This is a genomic window from Polaromonas sp., assembly GCF_029945685.1.
In the GTDB taxonomy this organism is placed as follows: Bacteria; Pseudomonadota; Gammaproteobacteria; order Burkholderiales; family Burkholderiaceae_C; genus Polaromonas.
This window is the reverse complement of record NZ_JAQSDA010000025.1, coordinates 309,342-332,264: the sequence shown is the minus strand read 5'-3', so window position 1 is coordinate 332,264 and position 22,923 is coordinate 309,342. Positions and strand designations below refer to the sequence as shown.

The 22,923-nt window shown below is 64.2% G+C and carries 20 protein-coding genes; 4 read left to right on the top strand and 16 right to left on the bottom strand.

Annotated elements, in window-relative coordinates:
• Positions 1–63: 63 nt before the first annotated feature.
• Positions 64–798 (top strand): helix-turn-helix transcriptional regulator, encoded by a 735-nt coding sequence (locus tag PSV26_RS17430; protein WP_300572441.1) that lies wholly within the window; start codon positions 64–66, stop codon positions 796–798.
• 243 nt (positions 799–1,041) lie between these two features.
• A complete protein-coding gene (locus tag PSV26_RS17425) occupies positions 1,042–3,885 on the top strand; it encodes an ATP-binding protein (RefSeq protein ID WP_300572710.1) in 2,844 nt (947 codons plus the stop codon).
• Between the two features lie 149 nt (positions 3,886–4,034).
• Here PSV26_RS17425 and PSV26_RS17420 read toward each other — a convergent pair whose 3' ends face one another.
• The 15 genes from PSV26_RS17420 to PSV26_RS17350 form a co-directional block, all read right to left on the bottom strand.
• Complete coding sequence (locus PSV26_RS17420; protein ID WP_300572439.1) at positions 4,035–4,928, bottom strand: acyltransferase; 894 nt, start codon at positions 4,926–4,928, stop codon at positions 4,035–4,037.
• A gap of 318 nt (positions 4,929–5,246) precedes the next feature.
• A complete protein-coding gene (locus PSV26_RS17415) occupies positions 5,247–5,801 on the bottom strand; it encodes an NADPH-dependent FMN reductase (RefSeq protein ID WP_300572437.1) in 555 nt (184 codons plus the stop codon).
• A gap of 80 nt (positions 5,802–5,881) precedes the next feature.
• Positions 5,882–6,442, bottom strand: coding sequence for a GNAT family N-acetyltransferase (locus PSV26_RS17410; protein ID WP_300572436.1), 561 nt, complete (start codon positions 6,440–6,442; stop codon positions 5,882–5,884).
• Between the two features lie 118 nt (positions 6,443–6,560).
• The gene (locus PSV26_RS17405) at positions 6,561–6,794 is read right to left on the bottom strand and encodes a DUF1737 domain-containing protein (RefSeq protein WP_300520567.1); all 234 of its coding nucleotides are present in this window, start codon (positions 6,792–6,794) and stop codon (positions 6,561–6,563) included.
• 592 nt (positions 6,795–7,386) lie between these two features.
• A complete protein-coding gene (locus tag PSV26_RS17400) occupies positions 7,387–7,683 on the bottom strand; it encodes an EamA family transporter (RefSeq protein WP_300572434.1) in 297 nt (98 codons plus the stop codon).
• An 11-nt stretch (positions 7,684–7,694) separates the two neighbouring features.
• Positions 7,695–9,224 carry a serine hydrolase gene (locus PSV26_RS17395; protein WP_300572432.1) on the bottom strand — a complete coding sequence of 510 codons (1,530 nt, stop codon included), beginning with the start codon at positions 9,222–9,224 and terminating at the stop codon, positions 7,695–7,697.
• Positions 9,225–9,328: 104 nt separating this feature from the next.
• Complete coding sequence (locus tag PSV26_RS17390; protein ID WP_300572410.1) at positions 9,329–9,643, bottom strand: hypothetical protein; 315 nt, start codon at positions 9,641–9,643, stop codon at positions 9,329–9,331.
• A gap of 221 nt (positions 9,644–9,864) precedes the next feature.
• A complete protein-coding gene (locus tag PSV26_RS17385; RefSeq protein ID WP_300572408.1) occupies positions 9,865–10,746 on the bottom strand; it encodes a DMT family transporter in 882 nt (293 codons plus the stop codon).
• 66 nt (positions 10,747–10,812) lie between these two features.
• Positions 10,813–11,607 (bottom strand): helix-turn-helix transcriptional regulator, encoded by a 795-nt coding sequence (locus PSV26_RS17380; RefSeq protein WP_300520560.1) that lies wholly within the window; start codon positions 11,605–11,607, stop codon positions 10,813–10,815.
• Positions 11,608–11,734: 127 nt separating this feature from the next.
• A complete protein-coding gene (locus PSV26_RS17375) occupies positions 11,735–14,221 on the bottom strand; it encodes a YgiQ family radical SAM protein (RefSeq protein WP_300572406.1) in 2,487 nt (828 codons plus the stop codon).
• Between the two features lie 130 nt (positions 14,222–14,351).
• Positions 14,352–14,801, bottom strand: coding sequence for a MarR family winged helix-turn-helix transcriptional regulator (locus PSV26_RS17370; RefSeq protein ID WP_300572404.1), 450 nt, complete (start codon positions 14,799–14,801; stop codon positions 14,352–14,354).
• Entirely contained in the window at positions 14,791–14,988 is a 198-nt protein-coding gene (locus tag PSV26_RS17365; protein ID WP_300520554.1) for a hypothetical protein, read from the bottom strand. Before PSV26_RS17365 ends, PSV26_RS17370 begins: the two co-directional genes overlap by 11 nt.
• Positions 14,985–16,568: an FAD-dependent monooxygenase gene (locus PSV26_RS17360; protein WP_300572402.1), complete on the bottom strand. Its 1,584-nt coding sequence runs from the start codon at positions 16,566–16,568 to the stop codon at positions 14,985–14,987. The genes PSV26_RS17365 and PSV26_RS17360 overlap by 4 nt, the downstream gene beginning before the upstream one ends.
• Positions 16,569–16,856: 288 nt before the next feature.
• The gene (locus tag PSV26_RS17355) at positions 16,857–17,105 is read right to left on the bottom strand and encodes a hypothetical protein (RefSeq protein ID WP_300572400.1); all 249 of its coding nucleotides are present in this window, start codon (positions 17,103–17,105) and stop codon (positions 16,857–16,859) included.
• Between the two features lie 31 nt (positions 17,106–17,136).
• Entirely contained in the window at positions 17,137–17,430 is a 294-nt protein-coding gene (locus tag PSV26_RS17350) for a hypothetical protein (RefSeq protein ID WP_300572398.1), read from the bottom strand.
• 406 nt (positions 17,431–17,836) lie between these two features.
• Between PSV26_RS17350 and PSV26_RS17345 the strand changes: the two genes are divergently transcribed.
• Positions 17,837–18,094 (top strand): hypothetical protein, encoded by a 258-nt coding sequence (locus tag PSV26_RS17345; RefSeq protein WP_300572396.1) that lies wholly within the window; start codon positions 17,837–17,839, stop codon positions 18,092–18,094.
• A gap of 76 nt (positions 18,095–18,170) precedes the next feature.
• The gene (locus tag PSV26_RS17340) at positions 18,171–20,348 is read left to right on the top strand and encodes a catalase (protein ID WP_300572394.1); all 2,178 of its coding nucleotides are present in this window, start codon (positions 18,171–18,173) and stop codon (positions 20,346–20,348) included.
• Positions 20,349–20,376: 28 nt separating this feature from the next.
• On the opposite strand, the gene PSV26_RS17335 is transcribed toward PSV26_RS17340, so the two are convergent.
• Positions 20,377–22,914: a penicillin acylase family protein gene (locus PSV26_RS17335; protein WP_300572392.1), complete on the bottom strand. Its 2,538-nt coding sequence runs from the start codon at positions 22,912–22,914 to the stop codon at positions 20,377–20,379.
• Positions 22,915–22,923 lie beyond the last annotated feature (9 nt).

Sequence of the window (22,923 nt, the reverse complement as noted above, 5' to 3'; positions counted from 1 at the left end):
CGTTGTTCGCGCTAGGCTTGCCGCTCCAACCGGTTCACCCCTGTTCTCCCTGAGAGGCCTGCCATGTTCCTGTCCGGCACCGAGCAACGCGCACTGGCCACCTGCTTTTCGCTGCTGGCCGAAGACCTGAACGAGCGCGAAATCCGGGAGCGCATGGGCCAGGCCACGCTGGCGCTGTTCCGCGCCGACCACTTTGCCTCTTACATCTGGAGCGCGCCCTCGGGCTGCTTTGCCCACCCGGTGGCCGTCAACATGGACCCGGCCAACCTGCAGCGCTACGAGGCCTGGTACCAGTACCGCGACCCGATCACCTTCGCGCTGCAGTCACGCCGCCACGCCACCCTGGTCAGCGAGGTGATGCCGCGCAAGGCGTTCCTGCAAACCGAGTTCTTCAACGACTTCCTGGCGCGCGACGGCCTGTACTGGGGCATCAACCTGCATGCCTTCGACGGCGACGAGGCGCTGGGCGACCTGCGTATCTGGCGCGGCCGCAGCGGCAACGAGTTCACGGCCCACGACAAGCAGCTGCTGGACCTGATCGCGCCGGCCTTCGTGGCCGCGTTGCGGCGCGCGCGCCGCTCCTTGCCGGCGCCACTGGACTGCCTGCCAGCCGTGCCCTTGAGCCGGCGCGAAATGGAGGTGGCGCGCTGCGTCTGCCGCGGCCTGACCGACAAGGAAATTGCGCGCGAACTCGCGATTGCCCTGCCCAGTGTGCGCACCTACCTGCAGCGCCTGTTCGACAAACTCGGCGTGCACCGCCGCGCCGGCCTGGCCCAGCTGGCTGACCGCCTGCACTGAATGTGGCCGCCAGACATTCCATAAAATAGGCCCGGATTCCTTGTAAAATCTACGCCTGCAGCTACCAAAACGATAGCGAATTGTGAGAACCGGCACCGCCTGTCCCCGGCAGCGTCCCGGGTGCACGCGCAAACGACGCTCACGGCGCTTTCCCTGACACGTATTCAGGTGGGAAGGCGCTGCACCGGCGCGGCAACGCTGGATAATCAAACTCCCGATACGAAGAGAGTCCCCTTGTTTTCAATGCGCCAAGATCACCGGATCAGCCTCATCGGCGGGATCATCTTTCTGGCGGCGAATCTGGCAGCAGGTCTGGCCGCGTATGTCGTCATGGAGCGGCAGACAGAGTCTGTTCTCAGCCGCAGTCTGCAGGCAACGCTGCAAAGCAATGCCCGCCTGTTTGAAAGCCAGATCAGCCAGGCCCTGACCGACGCACGTACCGTGGCGACGCGTCCCTTTCTGGTGGAAACCCTGAAGCTTCTCGAGGCCAGGCCGGACGATGCCGCGGCAGCACTGACCATACAGCGGGCCGCGATCTCGTTTCTTCCCACCGGCTTCGATGGCCTGGCCTTTCATGCTGCGGACGGCCGTGAAGTGGCCCGCGCCGGCAGTTTTTCCCGCGATGACCATCAACACGTCCTGCTGAGCCAGAAGGACCGCGCCTACCTGCAATGGAACGACAGATTCATTGTCCGGACGCGCCTGGACATCCTCGACTCCCAGGGCCGCCGCGTGGGCGAGGTCACGACGGAGGCCGCCCGCCCCTTGCTGACCAGGGTCTTTGGTGATGTGGCCACCATAGGCCAAAGTGCCGAGTCCGCCATCTGCGCACAGCTGGACAATGGCAGCAATGACATGGATTGTTTTCTGGGGCGCCTGTCCGGCACGGAGTTCAGGCGCGTTGCGCGTGTCGTCGAGGGTAAAGCCCTGCCCATGAACCACGCCCTGCTCGGGAAGACCGGCATCATCGTTGCCCAGGATTACCGGCGCGAACAGGTGGCGGCCGCCTACGCGCCCCTTGCGCCATTCGGGTTCGGCATGGTGCTCAAGATCGACCAGAAGGAGCTCTACGCGCCCGTCTATGCGCAGCTCAAGTACATCCTGCCCCTGCTGGCGGGTCTGGCGATTGTCGGCATGCTGCTGCTCAGTGTTCTGGTCACGCCGCTGGTGCGCAAACTGGTTCACTCGGAGAAAGCCGCACGTGATGCCAACGCCCAGTTGCGCGAGATCACGGACACCGTTCCGGCCTGGATCACCTATGTCGATGCCGAGGAGCGCTTTCGCTTTCATAACCAGGCCTATGAAAAAGCCTTCGGTTTGACGTATGCGCAGATCAACGGAAAAACCCTGCGCGAGGTTACCGGCGACAAGCTGTATGAGGCGGTGCGGCCCCGGATCGAGGAGGTGATGTCGGGCTATCCGGTGGTTTACGAACGCTCGCAAAAAAACCCGGAGGGCGACCTGCGCGACTACCTGGTTCACTACTTCCCGCGATACGGCGAGGACGCCGAGGAAGGCCGGGTCGTCGGTTTTTACTCGCTGGTCAATGACGTCACTGAACTGAAGCGGCTGGACCGCGCCAAGAGCGAGTTTGTCTCCACCGTCAGCCACGAGTTACGCACCCCGCTGACCTCCATCCGCGGCTCGCTGGGCCTGATTGCCGGCGGCGTGGCCGGCCAGCTTCCCGACGGTGTCAGGAAACTGGTGGAGATTGCCAAGAACAACTGCGAGCGCCTGATACGCCTGATCAACGACATTCTGGACATCGAGAAGATCGAGTCCGGCAAGATGCAGCTCGACCTGCGGGTGCTGCTGCTCAAACCCCTGCTGGAGCAGGCGCTGGCGGCCAACGAAGGTTTCGGTACCGCAAAAAACGTGCAACTGCGCCTGTTTTGCCCCGACGAGACCCTGCAGGTCTACGCGGACAGCGACCGCCTCACCCAGGTCGTGACCAACCTGCTGTCCAACGCCATGAAGTTTTCCCCGCCGGATGAAACGGTGGATGTGCATGTCACGCGCGCCGGCCTGGGCGTGCGGGTCGAGGTGCGCGACCGCGGCCCCGGCATTCCCGACGAGTTTCGCAAGCGTATCTTCCAGAAGTTCTCGCAGGCCGACTCGTCCGACACGCGCCAGACCAGCGGCACCGGGCTGGGCCTGAACATCTCGAAGGCGATCATCGAACGCCTGGGCGGCAGCATCGGTTTCGACAGTGAAGCCGGAGCGGGCACCACCTTTTTCCTTGAGCTGCCGCAATCACAATGGCCGCAGCCCAAGGACCAGCTCCTGGCAACGCCGGCCACCACCACGCCTGCTGCCACCACAGCGGCCGGTACACGCCCGCGCATTCTCGTGTGCGAAGACGACCACGACATGGCCCACCTGATCGGCCTGATGCTGGAAAAAGGCGGTTTTGACGTGGACCGCGCCTACACCGCCACCATGGCACTGGCCTTTCTGGAAAAGACCAGCTACGCCGCAATGACGGTGGACCTGGGACTGCCCGACCAGGACGGCATCACGCTGGTCCTGACCTTGCGGCGGCAGGCACACACGCGCGATCTGCCCATCGTTGTGGTGTCGGCCTCGGCCAGCGAGGAACGGATCGAATGCAACAACCTGCCGCTGAACGTCTCGGACTGGCTGGAAAAACCCATCAACGAAAACCAGCTGATCCTCGCGCTTGAACTTGCCATCGGCCGCATGGCCGCAGGCAAGCCGCGCATCCTGCATGTCGAGGACGACTTCGACATGCAGCGCATCACGGCCGCCATTGCGCAGGACTTTGCGGTTTTCGAGTTTGCCGCCTCACCCGAGGAAGCACGTGCGCGGCTGCGGGAGCAGCACTTCGACCTGGTGCTGCTGGACCTGACCTTGCGCGGTGGGTCGGGCTGGGAGGTGCTTGCAGACATCGAGGCGCTGCACCCGTCACCGCCGGTGGTGGTGTTCTCCGCCACGGCGCTGAGCCGTGCCGAGGCCGCCCGGTTTGCTGCGGTACTGGTCAAAGCCAACACCTCGAACGAGGAAGTGCTGCACACCCTCAAGCGCGTGCTTGCCAAGGCGCGTTCGGCCGGCCCGGCGCCGGCCTGAACCCCAAGGCCCGCGCCAGGGCTGGGTGGAGTTCATGGCTGTTTCCGGTTTCCGGCTGCCGGTTGCTACTGAATTTATAGCTGCCAGCGCACGACCGACAAGGGCCAAAGGCCTGTTTTTCTTGCATTCTTGTTGCCCATCCGGAAAGTTCAGCGCTGCAGCAGCAGGCTGATCTGCTGGTCCTTGCGCTCCCACAGGTCGGCAAGCCATTGCTGGAAACGCATGCGAAACTCCGCGTCGGCGGCGTAGTCCCCCTCGCTGAACTCGGGGGGAATCGGCAACTGCTGGACGTGCACGATGATGCGGGGCGCCTGGCCGCAGAGAAACTGCCAGAAGGACGGCGCACCGGCCGGGTAGACGATGGTCACGTCAATCAGCGAGTGGAATTTTTCGCCCATGGCGTTGACCGCCAGCGCCAGCGCGCCGGCCTTGGGCTTGAGCAGATGCCGGTAGGGCGAGGCCTGCGACGCGTGTTTGGCGCGCGTGAAACGTGTGCCCTCGGCGAAGTTCATCACGCTGGTGGGTACCAGCGCAAATTTCTCGCAGGCACGTTTGGTGGCCTCGCGGTCCTGCAGGCGCCGCTCGGGGTGTTTGCGCAGGTCGGCCTTGGTGTGGCGCTTCATGAAGGGAAAGTCCAGCGCCCACCAGGCCAGGCCGATGACCGGCACCCAGATCAGTTCCTGTTTGAGGAAAAACTTCAGCATGGGAATGCGCCGGTTCAGCACATGCTGCAGCACAAAGATGTCCACCCAGGACTGGTGGTTGGCATTGACCAGGTACCAGCCTTCGTAACGCAGCGCGTCCACACCGGCCACGTCCCAGCGGGTAGCTTGCGTCAGCCGCATCCAGCCACTGTTGCAGGCGATCCAGGCGGTGGCAATCGCGTTGAGCAAGGGGTCGATGCGCACACGCACCGCCTTGAAAGGCAGCACCAGCTTGACCAGCGACGCGGCAAACAGCAGCGTGCACCAGAACAGCGTGTTGATGACCAGCAGAAGCAGCGCAATCACACCGCGGAGAAAGGAAGGCAGAAATCCGAGCATGGGCAGTTCAAAAACCTGAATTGTTGCGCGCCCGGACATGCCCGGCCTTGTGGAAGGTCAAAGGCAGCGCAACGGCGTTACTGGAATGCACCGGAATGCTACTTATTTAATAGCTGGTCGCGCCCGTCGAATAAGGGCTGACGGCTGATTTTATTCAGAAGTAAGCAAACCCCGTCCCGCCCTCCTCCGCGCGTCATCCTGGGCCTGGCCCTGAATCCATGCGGCGAGAACCGGCTGGCACAAAACGATCGGTCAGTTCCCTGCCTTTGTGGGGGAGTCCGTATACGAAGGGTCAGGCGTCATCTCTGCGCCGGCGCTCTATGCCAACGGGAATGTTGGGCCTTTGGGGCTTGAGCCGGCCAGGTGCGCAACAATTGCCGCGAGAGCTGCTTGAGCAGAGCGGTGCACCTCAGGCGCGGAGAGCATGGCATCTTCAGTTGTGCAGGAGCCCAGCAACGGAAGCGAGATCGATGCCTCGTCAATGATGCTGGCCGACATGGTCTGCAAGATCTCGCGCAAGGACTGATAGGCATGCCGCGCGCGAGGTGACGTGTTGATGAGCGCAACTGGCTTGTGAACAGTACCTTCGTAGCTGACGAGCCAGTCGAGTGCGTTCTTCATGACACCCGAAATGCCATGGGCGTACTCCGGGCTTGCGATGAGGAGTGCGTCTGCGCGGCCGACGATGGTGCGGAACTCCTGCACTGAGCGCGGCAGGCTGGATTCCAGGTCTGGATTGAAGAGAGGGAGTTCACCGAGCCCGGAGAACACCGTGACCGGGAGTGACGCCGGAGCAAGCCGGGCGACAACTCGGCAGAAGGCCGAATTGATCGAGGCAGCCCTGAGGCTCCCAGAGATGGCGAGGAGGTTCATGACGACTTGCGTTTAAAGAGAGCGGCCTGTGCGGCTTTTCGCGCAGGTCCGTTTGACTGTAGGGTTGGGCACCGCTTCACTCACGCAAGCCTCAGCTGAAAAACATGTCGCCGAGTACCGGCGCGCCCCACCTCGCAAAACCCTGCGGCTTCGAATGTGGGAACGAAACCCATGAACCGATAGCTCGGAGACTCTGGATCGACCGGATAAGCCTCCACAATCGACGCGCCTCTGGACCTGGCAAAGTCGGTAGCTGCGGCAATGATTCGCTGAGTAATACCTTGACCGCGCAGTCTGCGAACAACGAAGAAGCAAGCGATTGACCAAATACCTTCGTCGAGGCTGCCATCATCAACGAGCCGACGATAGGTCGATCGTGGTGCCACGGAGCACCACGCGACGGGCTCTTCATCAAGATAGCCAAGCAACCCGACCATCGTTCCGGCAGCGATACGTTTGGCCATGGCGGCTTTGCGGCTTACGCCATCCGTGTGCTTTGCTTCCTCTGGCGTGGCGCGCCAGACCATACACCAACAAGCCTTTGGGCCGCCTCGACATTCGAAAAGCCTCTCGAAGTCAGGCCACCTGTCGGCGGTGACTTCGTGGAAGACGACGCGATCAATTTCGGAAGTCTCAGTCATGCGATGCCCGAGGTTAAAGGCAACAGGACCACAACATACGCGCCGAAGTCGAAGCCTTGAGTTGCGGGACCGCGTTGGCTGTTCAACATCAAGCGACCAGAACGAGCTGTGAACTCGATCACGATTGCGAGTGCGCTATTGCAGTTTGGACGGACGGCCAAACAAGGGCTTGCGCAACGATGACAGTTTTTCCGTCGAAAGTTGCTGAGGGCGATCCGTAGAGCTTGTATCCCAAAGCAATGGCTTCGCTGACACGGCGGCAGAAAGCAGCGTCGTCTGGTCCCGTGAGCAGCCGATACATCGGCAAACCGTCGGGGGGTCGTGGTGATTCGATTGAGATGCTCTTATCCATAGTTGATGCTTAACGTCGGCGTTGACCGGCGCACATGAGGCGCGTGAGCGAAGCGCACGAAAGCAAGTGTGCGTCCGTGTCGAACAACCTGTTAGAGCGCTCCACGAGAGGCTGCCGGTCCCTCATGACGCGAAGGCTCTCACCGTGAGAACCGCAAGGAGAACAGTCATTAGGGAGAAACACCACGCCAACCAGCCCAAACCAAGAAATGACCAATGACGCACGCTGGATTGGCGTTGCAGTTCGTCCTGTTGCGCGAGGGTAAGGTGGCCTTGGCCCTTTTTCCATTCCGTCGGCCAGAAGCGCCACGGTGTCTCACGCAATGGCTCACGCATTCGGAAGGCGTCTATTGCCAGCGCCGCGCAGGCGCAGGTGAAAACGAGGAGCAACCAAGCGGACATTGCGCTCTAACGTCATTTAGACCGTAAAACCTGCTGCATAACTTGGCGGCTGTTGATTAATCTGGGACACCCGGCAGCGCAAGTGCTTGTCGCAGTTCGGTTTTCAGACATCTGTTGTTTACCCCGCACAATTAAATGGAACCACAAACCCCACAGAATGAAATTGTAATGACCGTCCGGGTAAACGTGCCTCAGGCACGCCGTCCCCATGCACCGCCGGCCAGCGCCACGCCGCCAGCCACCAGGGCACTGGCAGCCAGCGTGCTGGCACCCAGTGGCTCGCCCAGCAGCCAGGCAGCGCCCACGGCCGTCAGGAGCGGCACCAGGGCCGCCGACAGCGAGGCCCGCGCCGCGCCCAACTTTGCAATGGCCATCATGTAGGTCGCCAACCCCAGCAGGTCGGCGACTGCGCCCTGCCCCAGCGCCTGCCAGGCCACGTCGGTCCAGGGCGCGCTCAGCAGGCGCGGTGCACCCACCCCCAGCAGCACCGGCAGCCCTGTCAGTCGCTGGTTTCACCGGTCAGGTTTTGCTGAAAGCCAAACGCGTTGACATGGGTGAGAGCCACCTTGTTGCCGGTGAACTTCAGAACGTAACGCACCGTCTCGGCTTCCTCGGGTTGACGCACCAGCACGCTCAGGGTGTCGAGGTCGGTCCAGCTGGCCTTGCTGACGAAGACGGCGCCGTCGGTGGCGCCGGCCGGCGCGAACTGTCCGTTCAGCCCGAGCGGCAGCGACACCTTCTTCGTGTCGCTGCTGCCGCGTGCCACGAAGCTGACGATCTCATACGACGGCGAGCCCCCCAGGTGCAGCGTGAAATCCCTGACGCCCAGGTTGTTGGGGGCCAGGCGGTAGGTCTTGCCTGAAATGGCCTGGGCCAGGGGAGGTGCGGCTGCAGCCTGCGGTTTCTCGCTGGCCACCTCTTTGGCACGCTGTGCCAGCAGGGCCACGCCGTCCGGGTTGGGAGCCAGGGCCTTGTCTGATTTCACGGCTGCGTCCACCAGGTCCAGCATCTGGTCGAGGGGGTAGTTTTTCCGGCCGGTCAACGCAAGGACCACACCGCTCTGCGGCAGCACCAGAATGATCTGCCGGTGGTAACCCACGGCCATGTAGGCCTTGCGCGCGGGAAGGGTCCACCACTGGTCGCCATAACGCAGGTCTGTGGTGGCAGAAAGCATCATCGGCACCATGGCCTGGTAGACCCGGTCCACCCAGCTGCGCGGGACGATCTGTTTTCCCTCCCACTCGCCGCCGTGCAGGTACAGGTAACCGAGCTTGGCCATGTCGCGCGTCTGCAGGTACAAGCCAAACCCGCCGGTGGCGACTCCCTGCGGGTCCTTTCGCCACTGCTCACCCGAAATACCCAGCGGCCGGAACAGCTGCTGCGCCGCGAAATCGGGCACGGCCATGCCGGTCTGGCGCGCCAGAATGGCGGTCAGCAATTGTGAATTGCCGCTGCTGTAGTTGAAGGCCGCGCCCGGCGCCTGCGCCATCGGACGGTCCAGCACAAACTGCACCCAGTTCGGGCTGCGCAGCATCTCGAACAGGGAGTCCGGCCGTTGGTCCGTCAGCGGCTCCTTCCAGTCCAGGCCGGAGGTCATGTCGAGCAGGTGTTGCAGCGTCATCGCCTTCTTCCGGTCGTCCACATGGGCGACGGTGCGGTCTGCAAAAAATTCCAGCACCGGGCGCTCGGTGCCGGCCAGCTTGCCCTGCTGGATGGCGATGCCCGTCAGCGTTGCCACCACGCCTTTGGTGGCCGAATTGAGCCGGTGCCGCATGCCCGGTTTGAAAGGCGCGTAGTAAGCCTCGGCCACCAGGCGGCCATGCCGCGTGACCACCAGGCTGTCCATCTCGTTGGCGGCACCAAAGTCCACCAGCGCCGCGAGCCCACGCGAGTCCATGCCCTGCTCTTCCGGTGTGGCCGTTGCCCATTGCTGGGTAGGCCATGGCCCTGAATGAGTTTGCGCGCCCAACGGCATGCAGAGCGCAGTGGCGGTGATAAAGGCAGGCCAGAGTTTGGCAGGCTGACGCATGGTTTCTCCTTGGAGGTGCTGCACAGCATCGTAGCCGGACTCTGCTCCAAGGCGAAGGGCGCCAACAAAGCGCACGCCATCCCGCTGGGTGGTCAGCCTGCGTGTCACGGCATGCGGGTGCGCAGTTCCTGCAGGGTTCCCACGATCAGCCGCATGCCAAAGGCACCGACGACCGCCCCTGACACCTTGGTCAGGCGGGCGAAGTTGCGCAGATAGGCGCGTTGGACTGCCTTTTGCGAAAAGGCGAAGGCGAGGCTGGTGTGCCAGGCGACGGAGTTGAGATACACAAGCGCGACCGCGCTGAAAACGATCTTGAGCATGACGCGCGGGTCGTAGGCGCTGGCGCCCATTTCATCGTTCTTGAATTGGGCATCCAGTGCACTGAGGTCGAGGTCGCGATCAACCAGATGGCAGGTCAAAAGTCATGTGGAGCTTTCGCGCGAGAGTTTGTGATGTCTAACGTGATGTAGGCCGCAAAACCTGCGGTATAGCTCGGCGACTGCGGATTCATCTGGTAGACCGGCAGCGTAAGTACTTGTCACGATTCTGTTTCCGTACATCTGTTGTCTATCCCGCACAATTAAATGGAACCACAAACCCCAAAGAATGAAATTGTAATGACCGTCCGGGTAAACGTGCCTCAGACACGCCGTCCCCATGCACCGCCGGCCAGCGCCACACCACCCGCCACCAGCGCACTCGCCGCCAGCGTACTCACACCGAGTGGCTCACCCAGCAACCAAGCCGCGCCGAGAGCAGTGCTGATCGGCACCAGCGCGGCGGACAACGAGGCGTGCGCCGCGCCCAGCCGCGCAATGGCGATCATGTAGGTCACCAGCCCCAGCAGGCCAGCGATGACACCCTGCCCCAGCGCCTGCCAGGCAACGTCAACCCATGGCGCGGTCAACAGGCGCGGCGCACCGAAGGCCAGCAGCACAGGCAGCAGCAACAAGCTCGACCAGGTATTGATGACCGCCGCCCCTTGCCACGGCGTGAGGCCGCTGCCGCGAAACGCCAGTGTGTAGAGCGCCCACACCACCGCGGCCAGGATGAACAGCAAGTCGCCGCGCCACGTTTGCGCCGCATCGGCCAGGCTGCTGGCGCCGAACATCGCCATGCCAGCACCGATCAACAGCAGGCCCGCCAGGCACAGGCCGGTGATGCGCTCGCCCTGCACCAGCCGCGCGCCCAGCGCGGTGAACAGCGGCACGCTGCCGGCCATGAACACACCCATGTGCGCGGCCGGCGCCCATTGCGCCCCGGCCAGCACCAGCAGGCCGAAGGGCAAACCGCCGCCCAGTACCAGCACACCGAGCCGGCGGCGCGGCAGACCTTGGGGCAACAAACCCGTTTGGAGCAGCAGCGGCAACAGCACAACGGCCGGCACGCCGTAACGCAGCACGGCTATTTCCAGCGGCCCAAGGGTGGTGGTCACGCCGTGGCGCGAGGCGATTTGCCAGCCGCTGCCGATCAGGGCGGCGGCAAGTGCGGCCAGCAGGCCGACAGCGAGGTTGCGGTTCATCCACGCAGTCTGGCTGCGCGGGCCAGTGGCGGCTATCAGATTCCTGCGTTTGTGGCGGCGCTTGTTTCAGGCCGTGAGTTCGCGCCGGGCCTGTGCGGGTGTGATGCCGAGTTCGCGCACAAAAGCTGCCCCGAAGTGGCTCTGGCTGCTGTAGCCCAGGTCGTGTGCTAGGGCGGCGAGGTCGCGTTCGCCCTCTTCCAGGCGCTGCAGCGCCGTCGTCAGGCGCAGGCGCTGGCGGTAGCCATGCAGGCTCAGGCCGGTGTGCTGGCGAAAGCAGCGCGCGAGATGGAACGGCGAGGCGCAGGCGGCGTCGGCCACGTCGTCCAGGGTCCAGCGCGTGGCGCCCATGGCTGCGGTACGCTCCACCATGAAACGACGCGCCCGCTGCACCGCCGCAGCACTGCGTCCTTCACTGCGTGGCGCGGGGCCGGCCAGCGGCAGCACGGCCTGCAGCAAGGCCTGGGTGGAATCGCCAAGCCGGGCGCCCGCGGCACCACGCGCCAACGCACGCCAGTGCAGGCGCAGCCGCCACAGCACACGCGGCGTCAGCAGCCAGGCATCCGGCGGCGGCAGCGTGTGGGACATGCCCGGCTGCGCGCTGACGACGATGCTGGTGCGCGTCGCATCCGCACAGGGTTTCATCTGGTAGGGCACCCCGGTGGGCAGGCACAGCGCGGTCAGGCCGTCAAGCAGGATGTGTTGCCCGGCGATGCGGAACTCGGTGGCGCCGCTGGCCGGCAAGACCAGGCGCTGGGTGGCCACCTGGTAGCTGGGGCTCCACTGGACGCCACGCTCATGCAGCAGCACACGCTCCACCTTCAGTTGGGGACTGTGCTGCAGCAGGGTTCGGTCTTGGGGCATGCCTGACTGTAAACCGCAGACGCCGGCATGACCAGCGCCAACAAGTCGCTACTTTTTTAATAGCTGGTGGCGCCCACCAGATAAGGGCTAGCGGCCGATTTTTTTTAAAGACCCCCGGCCTTTCCGATCAGCGCACCTTGCGCACGAACGGCTTGGCGCCTGCTTTGCCCGAGCCGTTGTCGCGCGGCGGCAGGCCGGTGTGCTGGGTCAGGATGCGCCCCTTCACAGGCGTGACGGGTTTGGCCGTCACGGTGGTCGAATTTTTCTTGCGCGCGCTGACGTAACCGCCGTCGGTCATGGGCTGGAAGGTCGGAATCAAATGGTGCTTGCCGTTGCCGATCAGGTCGGCGCGGCCCATGGCTTTCAGGGCCTCGCGCAGCAGCGGCCAGTTGTTGGCGTCGTGGTAACGCAAAAAGGCCTTGTGCAGGCGGCGCCGCTTGTCGCCGCGCACGATGTCCACCGTCTCGCTGTCGCGCGTGATCTTGCGCAGCGGGTTTTTGTTGGTGTGGTACATCGTCGTGGCGGTGGCCATGGGCGACGGGTAAAAGGTCTGCACCTGGTCGGCGCGAAAGCCGTTTTTCTTGAGCCAGATCGCCAGATTCATCATGTCTTCGTCGCTGGTGCCGGGGTGGGCGGCGATGAAGTAGGGAATCAGGAACTGCTTCTTGCCAGCCTCTAAACTGTACTTCTCGAACATCTGCTTGAACTTGTCATAGCTGCCGATGCCGGGCTTCATCATCTTGGTCAGCGGGCCCTGCTCGGTGTGCTCGGGCGCAATCTTCAAATAGCCGCCGACGTGATGCGTGACCAGTTCCTTGACGTACTCGGGTGACTGCACGGCCAGGTCGTAACGCAGGCCGGAGCTGATCAGGATTTTCTTCACGCCCTTGAGCGCCCGCGCGCGGCGGTACATCTTGATCAGCGGGTTGTGGTCGGTGTTGAGGTTCTGGCAGATCCCCGGGTAGACGCAGCTCGGCTTGCGGCAGGCCGATTCGATCTCGGGCGACTTGCAGCCGATGCGGTACATGTTGGCGGTGGGCCCGCCCAGGTCGGAAATCGCGCCGGTGAAACCCTTGACGGTGTCGCGGATGGCTTCGATCTCGCGGATGACGGAGTCTTCGGAGCGGCTCTGGATGATGCGGCCTTCGTGCTCGGTGATGGAGCAGAAGGTGCAGCCGCCGAAACAGCCGCGCATGATGTTCACGCTGAAACGGATCATTTCCCAGGCCGGGATCTTGGTCGCGCCGTCGTGGCTGCCGTTTTCGTCCTGGTAGGCCGGGTGCGGGGCGCGTGCGTACGGCAGGTCGAACACGTAGTCCATCTCGGCCGTGGTCAGCGGAATCGGCGGCGGCGTGATCCACACGTCGCGCGCGGTGGCGCCCTCGCCGTGCGCCTGCACCAGCGCACGGGCGTTGCCGGGGTTGGTTTCCAGGTGCAGCACGCGGTTGGCATGGGCGTAGAGCACGGCGTCGCTTTTGACCTGCTCGTAAGACGGCAGGCGGATCACCGAACGGTCGCGCGGCGGGACCTTGATCTTGCCCTGCATGTGGGAAAGGCTGGGGTTGGGGACGAAGGTCAGCGGCTGGATGGTGGGGTTGGCTTTTGTCCCCTCGCCCCCTGGGAGAGGGTCAGGGTGAGGGCTCCCCGCGTTTGTCTTGGCTGAAGACCGGGCATGGGCTGCGGCCAGCAGCGGCTTCGCCGCGCCCTCACCCCTCGGGAGAGGGAGTGAGGCCTTGGCATCGACCTCAGCCTGTGCCGCGACTTCAGCGGCCTCGTCCTCCCGCGCACAACTGGCGCCCTGCTCTTTGGCCTGCTCCGAAATCATCAGGTAGGGGTTGACGTGCGCCTCGACCCGGCCTGGCGCATCCACGCTGGTGGAGTCGATCTCGAACCAGCCTTGCGCACTCTCGTCGCCGGTGCGGCGGATGAAAGCCGTGCCGCGGATGTCGGTCATGGTGGCGACCGGTTCCTTGGCGGCGATGCGGTGGGCAATTTCGACAATCGCGCGTTCGGCATTGCCGTACAGCAGCAGGTCGCACTTGGCGTCCACCGCGATGGAGCGGCGCACCTTGTCGGACCAGTAGTCGTAATGGGCGATGCGGCGCAGCGAACCTTCGATACCGCCCAGGATGATGGGCACGTCCTTGTAAGCCTCGCGACAGCGCTGCGAATAGACGATGGCGGCGCGGTCGGGCCGCTTGCCGCCAATGTCGCCGGGCGTGTAGGCGTCGTCGCTGCGGATCTTGCGGTCCGCCGTGTAGCGGTTGATCATCGAGTCCATGTTGCCGGCGGTGACGCCGAAAAAAAGGTTCGGTTTGCCCAGGGCCTTGAAGGGGTCCGCGCTTTGCCAGTCGGGCTGCGCGATGATGCCGACGCGAAAGCCTTGCGCCTCCAGCATGCGGCCGATCACGGCCATGCCGAAGCTCGGGTGGTCCACATAGGCGTCACCGGTGACGATGATGATGTCGCAGCTGTCCCAGCCGAGCTGGTCCATCTCGGCCCGGCTCATGGGCAGGAATTTCGACGTGCCGAAGCGACTGGCCCAGTACTTACGGTAGCTGGTCAGGGGTTTGGCGGCGCGCGCGAAAAAGGAGACGTCGATGGGGGCGTTCATGGGGGCCTAAAGAGGACCTGGAAGGGCAACCCTCGATTTTAAGGTTTTAAGCCCGCTTGTGCTCCTCACATGGGTACTTCGTACCCCGAATCAACCCAAATCAAGCCGATTTGGCGTTTAAACGACTGTTTCAGGCCCGGGCATGGGCAATCAACCGGTCCAGCATGCGGCCCAGCTGCTGCTGCTGCGTGGCCGACAGGCAGCCAAAAATCTCGTCATTGCGCCGCGCAATCAACGCCATCACGCGGCTCCACAAACCCTGGCCGGCCGGGGTCAGCGTCAGCACCACGCCTCGACCGTCGGAGGTGCTGGCCTCCTTGCACACCAGGCCGCGGTCCACCAGCGCCTGGGCCGCGCGGCTGGCCTGGCCCTTGTTGAGGTTGGCTTTGGCTGCCAGTTCCATCACCGAGAGCGGCGCAAAGTTGCCGATGGCCGCCAGGCAGCGGGCCTCGCCAACGGGCAGGCCGAACTCGTCGGCATAGGCGTCGCTGCTGAACTTGTCGGTCAGCTTGTTGACAAGGTGCAGCCGGTAGGTCAGGAACTCGTCCAGCCGCAGGGTACCAGCGGGTTTACGCGGCATCACCAGCCCCGGCGGCGCACTGCGTCTGCGCATTGGCAATCAGCGGCAAGACCTCGTCGGCATCTTCAAAGCGGCTCATCAGTGACAGGCTGAGCATGGCCAGCAGAAGCGGCGCCCGGGCTTCGCCCATCTGGGCCAGGGCTTCACAGAGGGCGGAATAACTCCGGTCAAGGTCGGCATCGGTCATACGGCGAATCCTTTCTGTTCCAGGGCGGCCAGCAGCGGCGCCGGGTCCAGGCCGCGCCAGCGGCCCATCACATAACCATCAGGACGTACCAGCACCAGGGCCTCGGCCGCAGCGTCGGGCAGGCCGTAACGCTGGCGCGCCTGGCCCAGGGTGTCGGCCTCGGGTTCTATCGCCAGCACCGCCACGCCGCGCTGCGGCAAGTCCCGCAGCGCATCGGGCAAAGCGCCGTCGGCAAACACCAGGCACAGCATGTCGCGGCCAAAACATTGCGTCAGATGCAGCGGGCCGTTCGGGCCGGCCAGCAGGGCCTCGGGCGCGGGCGCACCGGGCGCGGCCAGATCGCTGGCCCAGGCACCGGCTTGCTGCACATTCAGCGGTGAGTTCACATAGGTGATGGGCGAGGACTGGCGCGGGTTGATCAGCGGCCGCACCTTGTCGTCGCTGAGCGCCAGCCGCAAGGTGGCTTCGCGCATGAGCTTGAACGCAAAGTTGGGCGGCGCCATGAACTCGGTGCTTTTGGCGCCATAGGCGATGTTTTCGCGCGCGGCGTGTACCCGCTCGGTGGAATAGGAATCGAGCAGGTTTTCGGCCGCCCTGCCCTCGATCACGGCGGCCAGCTTCCAGGCCAGGTTGCCGGCATCGTCGAGCCCGGAGTTGAGGCCGCGCACGCCGAAGATGGGCACCAGGTGCGCGGCATCGCCGGCAAACAGCACGCTGCCGTGACGGTAGCTGTCCAGGCTCAGGCATTTGGCGTTATAGATCGAGATCCACAGCGGCTCCCAGGGCTCGTCCTCGCCGATCATGCGCAAATGGCTTTGCACACGCGGCAAGACGTTTTCGGGTTTGACCGCCTCGACAGGGTCTTCGTCGTCACGGATCTGGTAGTCGATGCGCCAGACATCGTCGGGCTGGCGGTGCATCAGGATGGTCGAGCCCGGGTTGGACGGCGGGTCGAACCAGGCCAGACGCTCGACCGCCCTTTTTGTTTTTTGCACGATGTCGACGATGACGTATTTGCCGTCGTACTGCGTGCCCTGCAGCTGCAGGCCGAGCTGCTCGCGCACGGTGCTGCGCCCACCGTCACAAGCGACTACCCAGTCGGCGTGAACCTTGTGTATTCCCGAGGGGCTCTGGACTTCGACATCGACGCCAGCGGCAACATTGCTTACGGCCGTCACGCGGCTGGACCAGCGCACGTCCATCTGCGCCGTACCGGCACGGTGCGCAAACTCCTCCACATAAAACTGCTGGATGTTGACCATGGGCGCAAAACGCTGGGTGGGCTCGCTGGGCATCTGGAAATGCAGCACCTCGGCGTCGCGCCAGTAGCTGCGCCCGCCCACCCAGGACAGGCCCTTGTCCACCAGCGGCCTGTCCGCGCCGATCCAGCCGAGGATTTCCTGCGAGCGGCGCGACATGCAGATGGCGCGGCTGCCGCTGCAGTAAGCCTCGTCGGCCTCTACCACCAGGCAGTCGATCCCGTAACGCGAGAGCAGCGCGGCCAGGGTGAGACCGACCGGTCCGCCGCCGGCAATCAGCACCGGCACGCGGTCCGGGAACGGGGAAATCATGGAGGTCATGGGCAGCGGCCTGGTTGGTTGCAGACACAACTATAAAGCAAAAGACAAAGTGGTTGCAGGCGCAACCAGATGGACATTACCATCCGGTTGTTCCCCGCCAGCGCAGCTGGCCGGCCACTGGCTCGCGCCGGGTGACGGTTTGCTTTTGGCCGCGTGCCGGAAGGGGGCCGCCAGGTGCTGCTGACCATGAGGCTGCAACAGACGAAGAGGATGGCTGCCGTGTTCCGCGGCATACCATCCACCAGCCCGAAGACCGGTGGTTTCGCCCTTATGCGCCGGACGAAGGTGTCAAGGCTGAACGGCCGTGAGGTGACAGCAGCGAGCCAAAGCGCGAAGGGCCATCTGCGCGCTGTTTTCGAGACCGATGAAGGCCTGCGCCGGACTCACATGGCCTGGCTCCCGCACCGGCTGGACGGGCTCACCCGGCGGTAACTCGATCACCTCGGGCGACGGGTCCTGTGCAGGCGGCATCACTGGCGGCGGGCTACCGGGTGGCAGGTGGGCCTTCCAGGCGGGAAGAGTGGGATGAAGGCTCATGGACGCTTTTCCACAAGGTGCCGCGCAGATGTCAGCGTCGGCGGCGGCTGACCGCGGACCGCAGCAGCGCGGCGCCCAAGGCGCCCGCCGCCAGCGCAAGCAACGCGGACTGCCCCGGCCTGCGCGCCACCTGGCCGGCCAGTGCTGCGCGGTAATGACCCAGCACACCCGCAGGTCCCGCACCTTCGCCGGCAGGCGCAGGAGTCCCGTCCGAAACGGGGTTACTCAGCACGGCCTGTTCGGCCGACTGCGGCACATCGTCGTTCAGCGGCCACGATGGCACAACAGACCCGGTGTTTTCATCTTCGTGGCGTGGCGTGATCATCAAGGCACTTTCTCCATGTCATATCCGGATCTTCCGGGGCACTAAAACGAATGAGTGAACAAGGGCGACTTCAAACCCGGCCGTATCCCCCTTGTTGCAGTCCTGAAACCTTACGAGGCCTGAGCGGTCCGGCCTGAGGGAAAGCCCACTGTCGCGCTGTAGGAGGATGTCCCGGCCGCGGCAGGGGCACGGCATGGGAGAACGTTTGAGCGAACCAACTGGCAGTCAGGCAGCGCGACGCATTGAAGTAAGACCTGTCTTACAAGGGCTCGCGACGGCCCTTACAGCCACTGGCGCCCCCCAACTACGCCCCCCGGCCGCGCGGGCTCTTAAGCTGCGATTGCTCTTATGCAATGTTTCCCCCAGGGTTCTTTGTTCCACCGCTCACTTCCCATGAGGACACCCGATGGCACTCGCAGCATCCTCCCCCGACGACGCCCCCGGCCCCCAGGGCACTCGGCGGCGGCATTCTCCTTTCGAACCCGCAGTCTGGCTGGTGGGCGCCCTGGTCTGCCTGGGCGTTTTGTTGGCCATGTTGCCCGATGGCATGGTCGAGTCGCTGCAAACCTTTATTGCCTGGCTGATGGTCGCCCTGGTGGCGACACTGGCTGTGATGATGATTGCCAAAGGCCTGGAGCGTCTGCTCGACTGCGAGTCCAGTTAGCGCCCCGTCCGTTGCCGCAGGGGCTTTCTGTCCGGCCGACAACCCCCACTTTTTGAACCATTTCCAAGGAACCCTGATGACGCAACCCAAGCGCAGTACAGCCAGCGCCCCCAAGCTTTCTCCCGGGGCCACCGAAAAGCAAAAACAGCTCCAGGCTTTTACTGCAGACGCCGCCAGCACGCTGACGACCAACCAGGGTCTGCACATTCCGGACAACCACAATTCGCTCAAGGCTGGCGTGCGTGGTCCGACGCTGATGGAGGACTTCATCCTCCGCGAAAAAATCACCCACTTCGACCATGAGCGCATCCCGGAGCGCGTTGTCCATGCACGCGGCTCCGCGGCACACGGTTTTTTCAAGCTCTACAAGCCGATGACGCAGTTCACCAGCGCCGGCTTTTTGCAGAATCCCGAGCTGGAAACCCCGGTGTTCGTGCGTTTCTCCACCGTCGCCGGTTCACGCGGGTCGGCCGACACGGTGCGCGACGTGCGCGGTTTCGCCGTCAAGTTCTACACCGATGAAGGCAACTACGACCTGGTGGGCAACAACATCCCGGTCTTCTTCATTCAGGACGCAATCAAGTTCCCCGATCTGGTCCATGCCCTCAAGCCCGAGCCGCACAACGAGATGCCGCAGGCCGCGAGCGCACACGACACCTTCTGGGACTTTGTCTCGCTGATGCCCGAATCGACCCACATGCTCATGTGGGCGATGTCGGACCGCACCATTCCACGCAGCTACCGGATGATGGAAGGTTTTGGCGTGCACACCTACCGTTTCATCAATGCGCACGGCGATTCGCATTTTGTGAAGTTTCACTGGAAACCCAAACTCGGCGTCCACGGCCTGGCCTGGGACGAAGCCCAGAAAATCGCCGGAAAAGACGCGGACTACCACCGCCGGGACCTCTGGGAAGCCATCGACAGGGGCGACTTTCCGGAGTGGGAACTCGGTGTGCAGATCATCGAGGAAGGCAAGGAAGACAAGCTCGGCTTTGATATCCTGGACCCGACCAAGCTGATTCCCGAATCAGTGGTGCCGGTGCAGCTCATCGGCAAGATGGTGCTCAACCGCAACCCGGACAATTTTTTTGCCGAAACCGAACAGGTGGCGTTTCACCCCGGCCATCTGGTGCCGGGCATTGACTTCAGCGACGACCCGCTGCTGCAGGGGCGCCTGTTTTCCTACACGGACACCCAGCTGTCGCGCCTGGGCGGGGCGAACTTTCACGAGATCCCGATCAACCGGGCGGTCTGCCCGTTCCACAACTTCCAGCGTGACGGCATGCACCGCCAAGGCATCAGCAAGGGTCGGGTGGCTTACGAACCCAACACCCTGGCGACAGGCGCGGAATTTCGCGCCGATGGCGGCACCCAGGGCTTTCACACCCACCCCCAGGTGCTGGAATCCCCGAAGATCCGCCGGCGCAGTCCCTCCTTTGACGACCATTTTTCGCAGGCCACACTGTTCTGGAACAGCCAGAGCCCGGCAGAAAAAGACCACATCGTGGCAGCCTTCCGGTTTGAGCTGTCCAAGGTCGAGGTGCCCGACATCCGCCAGCGCATGGTCGACAACCTGGCGCACGTGGATGCCCGGCTGGCCGCCCGGGTGGCGGCGCCGCTGGGCATCAACGCCCCCGATGCCAGGGCCGCAGCCGGACGGCTGGGCTTTCGCGAATACCGTATTGCGCAGAGCGTCGACGACGACGCGGCGCTGAGCATGTCCGGCCGGCCGGCCAGCGACAACATCCGCACACGCAAGGTTGCCATTCTGGTTGCCGATGGCGTGGACCTGCTGAGTTTCAAGCGCCTGCATCAGGAGCTGCTGGACGCCGGCGCCCAGTGCAAGGTGGTTGCGCCCCAGCTCGGCCATGTCACCACCTCCTCAGGCAAGCAGCTGCCTGCGGACCACACGTTTTCCAACACCTCGTCCATCATGTTTGATGCGGTGCTCATACCAGGCGGCACGGCCAGTACTGCCGCCCTGGCCCTGCTGGGTGACGCGGTCCATTTCGTGCTTGAGGCTTACAAACATTGCAAGACTGTCTGCGCGCTCAACGAGGGCGCGCAGTTGCTCGGCACGCTGGGCTTTGCGCTGGACACCAGGGACGGCGCGCTGATGGAGCCCACCGCGGGCATCCTGCTGGGGGACTCGCGCAAGGCGGCCGACGGCCAGCTCTCACAGGCCCTGATAAGCGCCATGGCTCAACATCGCCATTGGGACCGGCTCAACGTGGACGCTGTCCCCGCCTGAAGCCCGCGGGGGTTCAGGCGGGACCGACTCAGGGCTTGAGCTTCAGCTCGTGGGTGAAGCCGGCCGGGTTCATCTGCAGCGGGCGGTAGCCGACGTCGGCCCATGTGCCGCTCATGTCGCGGTAGCGGCCGGAAAAAAACAGGCCGCTCTGACCGGTCTGGTAAATGAACCGCGATTTTTCGGGGTCGGCCAGGTCGTAAACCGCGCGCAGCGAGGCGGCATGCCGGTTGGCGAACGGAATTTTTTCATCATTGGGCCAGTACTGGCCCACATTGACCGTGAACGAGTCCCCGCCGGTCGGCACACTGACGTCAAACAGCCGCGCCAGCGCGGCCACATTGCTGAAAGGCCGGTGCGCCGACAGCGCCGGGTGTGCCTCGCCCCACTTCCATTGCGCAGGCTGGCTGCCCCACTTGGCCTGCAGGGCCGTCAGGGCGCGGTCCAGCGCCGCCGTGGACTGGGCGGCACAGCCGGCGGCCCCGCACCAGGCCTTGTCGTCGCGCTCCACCATCTCTTCAATCGCGCTGCGGAAATGGCGCTTGCCGTACATGCTTTTGAAGCGCGCCTCGCCCAGCTTGCTGCCGATCACGCCGCGGGTCAGTTCATCGACCCAGACCGAAAAAATCAGCGGCGCCGCACTGTCAGCCCGCATCACACCGTCAAAGCCGGCCAGCGCCGACTGCGCTTGCGCGGCCAGCGGATGCTGCGACACGGTTTTCTGCAACAAGGGCAACAAGCGCAAGGTCGCCGACGACAGCTGGTCGGACTGGATGGCCTGCATGGATGCGGCGTCATGCCGGGGTTGGGCGGACAGCAGTTTTTCGATGCGGTCGAAGCGGTAAGGCACGACCCAGTCCTGCCCGAGGAAAAGGTCGGAACCCGCCGGCACCACGCTCTGGTTGGCATTGGAGAACCAGCCCTTTTTGCCGATCGTCGTCGCATCGGCCTGCGGCGTCTGCGCGTAGGGCAACCAGCCCGCCCAGTCATATCTGGCGTCCCAGCCCGGTGACGGCGCGATGCCGAGAATGTCGTTGTCGGCCTTGCGCAGCGGCACCTTGCCGATCGCCTTGTAGGCGACCTTGCCGGTCACGTCAGCCATCACCACGTTCTGCATCGGCGAGTGGTGGTCGGCGTAGGCGGCGATCAGCTCGTCCACCGATTGCGCCTGGTTGGCGCGCAAGGCCGCCACGGCGGTCAGGTTCTCGGTTTCCAGCGCGCTCCAGCGCAGTGCGATCACGTACCTGGCGGTGTCCAGCAACTCGGCATGGGTTTTCTGCGCATCGCTGAGCACCGGGCCGTGGCGGCTGATGCGCACCTTCAGGCTGACGTCGGGCTTGCCCTTGACCCGGATGGTTTCGCTGCGGGTGCTGAAGTCTGCCCATTGCACCGCGCCGCTGCCGGGTACCCGGTATTGCTGCGGGTTGGCGGGATTGATCTGCTCGAGGTAGAGGTCCTGCACATCGGGGCCGGTGTTGGTAAAGCCCCAGGCCACCCTGGCCGTGCGGCCCAGCACCACAAAGGGCAGGCCTGGCAAAGTGGCACCAATGACATCCAGCGCAGGGGTGGCCTTGCCGTCGGCCCCCTTGCCCGCGGGTGCCTGCAGCCGGGCGAAGTACCAGATGGCAGGCGCCGACAGACCCAGGTGCGGGTCGTTCGCCAGCAGGGGTTTGCCGCTGACGGTGTGGCCGCCGGCCACCACCCAGTTGTTCGATCCCTTGCCTTCCACGTTGCCGATGTTGGCGGCCCAGTCGTTGATGTCGAGCGCCAGCAGGTCCGGCTTTGCGGCCAGGGTTTGCATGCCGAAAAGGCCTCCATCCCTTTCCTGTAATGGCGCGACAGCTCCTGTTTTGATAGCGTCGGGGCGGAAGACCCCGAGCCCGGCATATAGTTTGGCGAAATCGGTTCTGGAGGCCGGCGCCTCCCCCGGGTAGGGCGTGAACAGCTGCCACAACTCCTGGGTGCTGAGAACCCTGGCTGCAGAAAGACGCGCAAACTCATTGCCCCAGTTGCCGCCCAGGTCGAGCGCCATCATCAGCGCCCACCCCACACTGTCCTGCGGCGTCCACGGCAGGCCGGCGCCACCGGGCTTGACGCCGAGGATGTGGAATTCCGGTGACAGCGCCTGGGCGCCACCGGCATAAAACGCGTTGACGCCGTCGCTGTAGGCCTGCAGCGCCTGTTTTGCCTCGGCCGGCAGCACCTGCCACTGGCGCTGCGCCGCCTCCATGATGCCCAGCGTGCGCATCAGCCGGTCGGTGTCCAGCGTGGCCTCGCCCAGCACCTCGGAGAGCTCGCCGTGCATGACCCGGCGGTTGAACTCCAGTTGCCAGCCGCGCTCCTGCGCATGCACGTAACCGAGCGCCATCCAGGCGTCGCGCGGGGTCTGGGCCTTGATGTGGGTGACGTCGGCACCGTCGCGCGCCACGGTCACGGGCGCTGCCAGGGCGGGCAGCCTGAGTTCGCCATCCAGTGCAGGCAAGGCCCGCGTGGCGTACACGGCCAGCGCAGCCGCCAGCCCTGCGAGCAGCACCAGCAAAACCCAGAAAAACCGTTTGATCCAGACCATGATTGCCTC

Bases quoted from the DNA above. Each gene is read 5' to 3' on its own strand.
- PSV26_RS17430 (WP_300572441.1), top strand. From the start codon at position 64: ATGTTCCTGTCCGGCACCGAGCAACGCGCACTGGCCACCTGCTTTTCG.
- PSV26_RS17425 (WP_300572710.1), top strand. From the start codon at position 1,042: ATGCGCCAAGATCACCGGATCAGCCTCATCGGCGGGATCATCTTTCTG.
- PSV26_RS17420 (WP_300572439.1), bottom strand. From the start codon at position 4,928: ATGCTCGGATTTCTGCCTTCCTTTCTCCGCGGTGTGATTGCGCTGCTT.
- PSV26_RS17415 (WP_300572437.1), bottom strand. From the start codon at position 5,801: ATGAACCTCCTCGCCATCTCTGGGAGCCTCAGGGCTGCCTCGATCAAT.
- PSV26_RS17410 (WP_300572436.1), bottom strand. From the start codon at position 6,442: ATGACTGAGACTTCCGAAATTGATCGCGTCGTCTTCCACGAAGTCACC.
- PSV26_RS17405 (WP_300520567.1), bottom strand. From the start codon at position 6,794: ATGGATAAGAGCATCTCAATCGAATCACCACGACCCCCCGACGGTTTG.
- PSV26_RS17395 (WP_300572432.1), bottom strand. From the start codon at position 9,224: ATGCGTCAGCCTGCCAAACTCTGGCCTGCCTTTATCACCGCCACTGCG.
- PSV26_RS17385 (WP_300572408.1), bottom strand. From the start codon at position 10,746: ATGAACCGCAACCTCGCTGTCGGCCTGCTGGCCGCACTTGCCGCCGCC.
- PSV26_RS17380 (WP_300520560.1), bottom strand. From the start codon at position 11,607: ATGCCCCAAGACCGAACCCTGCTGCAGCACAGTCCCCAACTGAAGGTG.
- PSV26_RS17375 (WP_300572406.1), bottom strand. From the start codon at position 14,221: ATGAACGCCCCCATCGACGTCTCCTTTTTCGCGCGCGCCGCCAAACCC.
- PSV26_RS17370 (WP_300572404.1), bottom strand. From the start codon at position 14,801: ATGCCGCGTAAACCCGCTGGTACCCTGCGGCTGGACGAGTTCCTGACC.
- PSV26_RS17365 (WP_300520554.1), bottom strand. From the start codon at position 14,988: ATGACCGATGCCGACCTTGACCGGAGTTATTCCGCCCTCTGTGAAGCC.
- PSV26_RS17360 (WP_300572402.1), bottom strand. From the start codon at position 16,568: ATGACCTCCATGATTTCCCCGTTCCCGGACCGCGTGCCGGTGCTGATT.
- PSV26_RS17355 (WP_300572400.1), bottom strand. From the start codon at position 17,105: ATGAGCCTTCATCCCACTCTTCCCGCCTGGAAGGCCCACCTGCCACCC.
- PSV26_RS17350 (WP_300572398.1), bottom strand. From the start codon at position 17,430: ATGATCACGCCACGCCACGAAGATGAAAACACCGGGTCTGTTGTGCCA.
- PSV26_RS17345 (WP_300572396.1), top strand. From the start codon at position 17,837: ATGGCACTCGCAGCATCCTCCCCCGACGACGCCCCCGGCCCCCAGGGC.
- PSV26_RS17340 (WP_300572394.1), top strand. From the start codon at position 18,171: ATGACGCAACCCAAGCGCAGTACAGCCAGCGCCCCCAAGCTTTCTCCC.
- PSV26_RS17335 (WP_300572392.1), bottom strand. From the start codon at position 22,914: ATGGTCTGGATCAAACGGTTTTTCTGGGTTTTGCTGGTGCTGCTCGCA.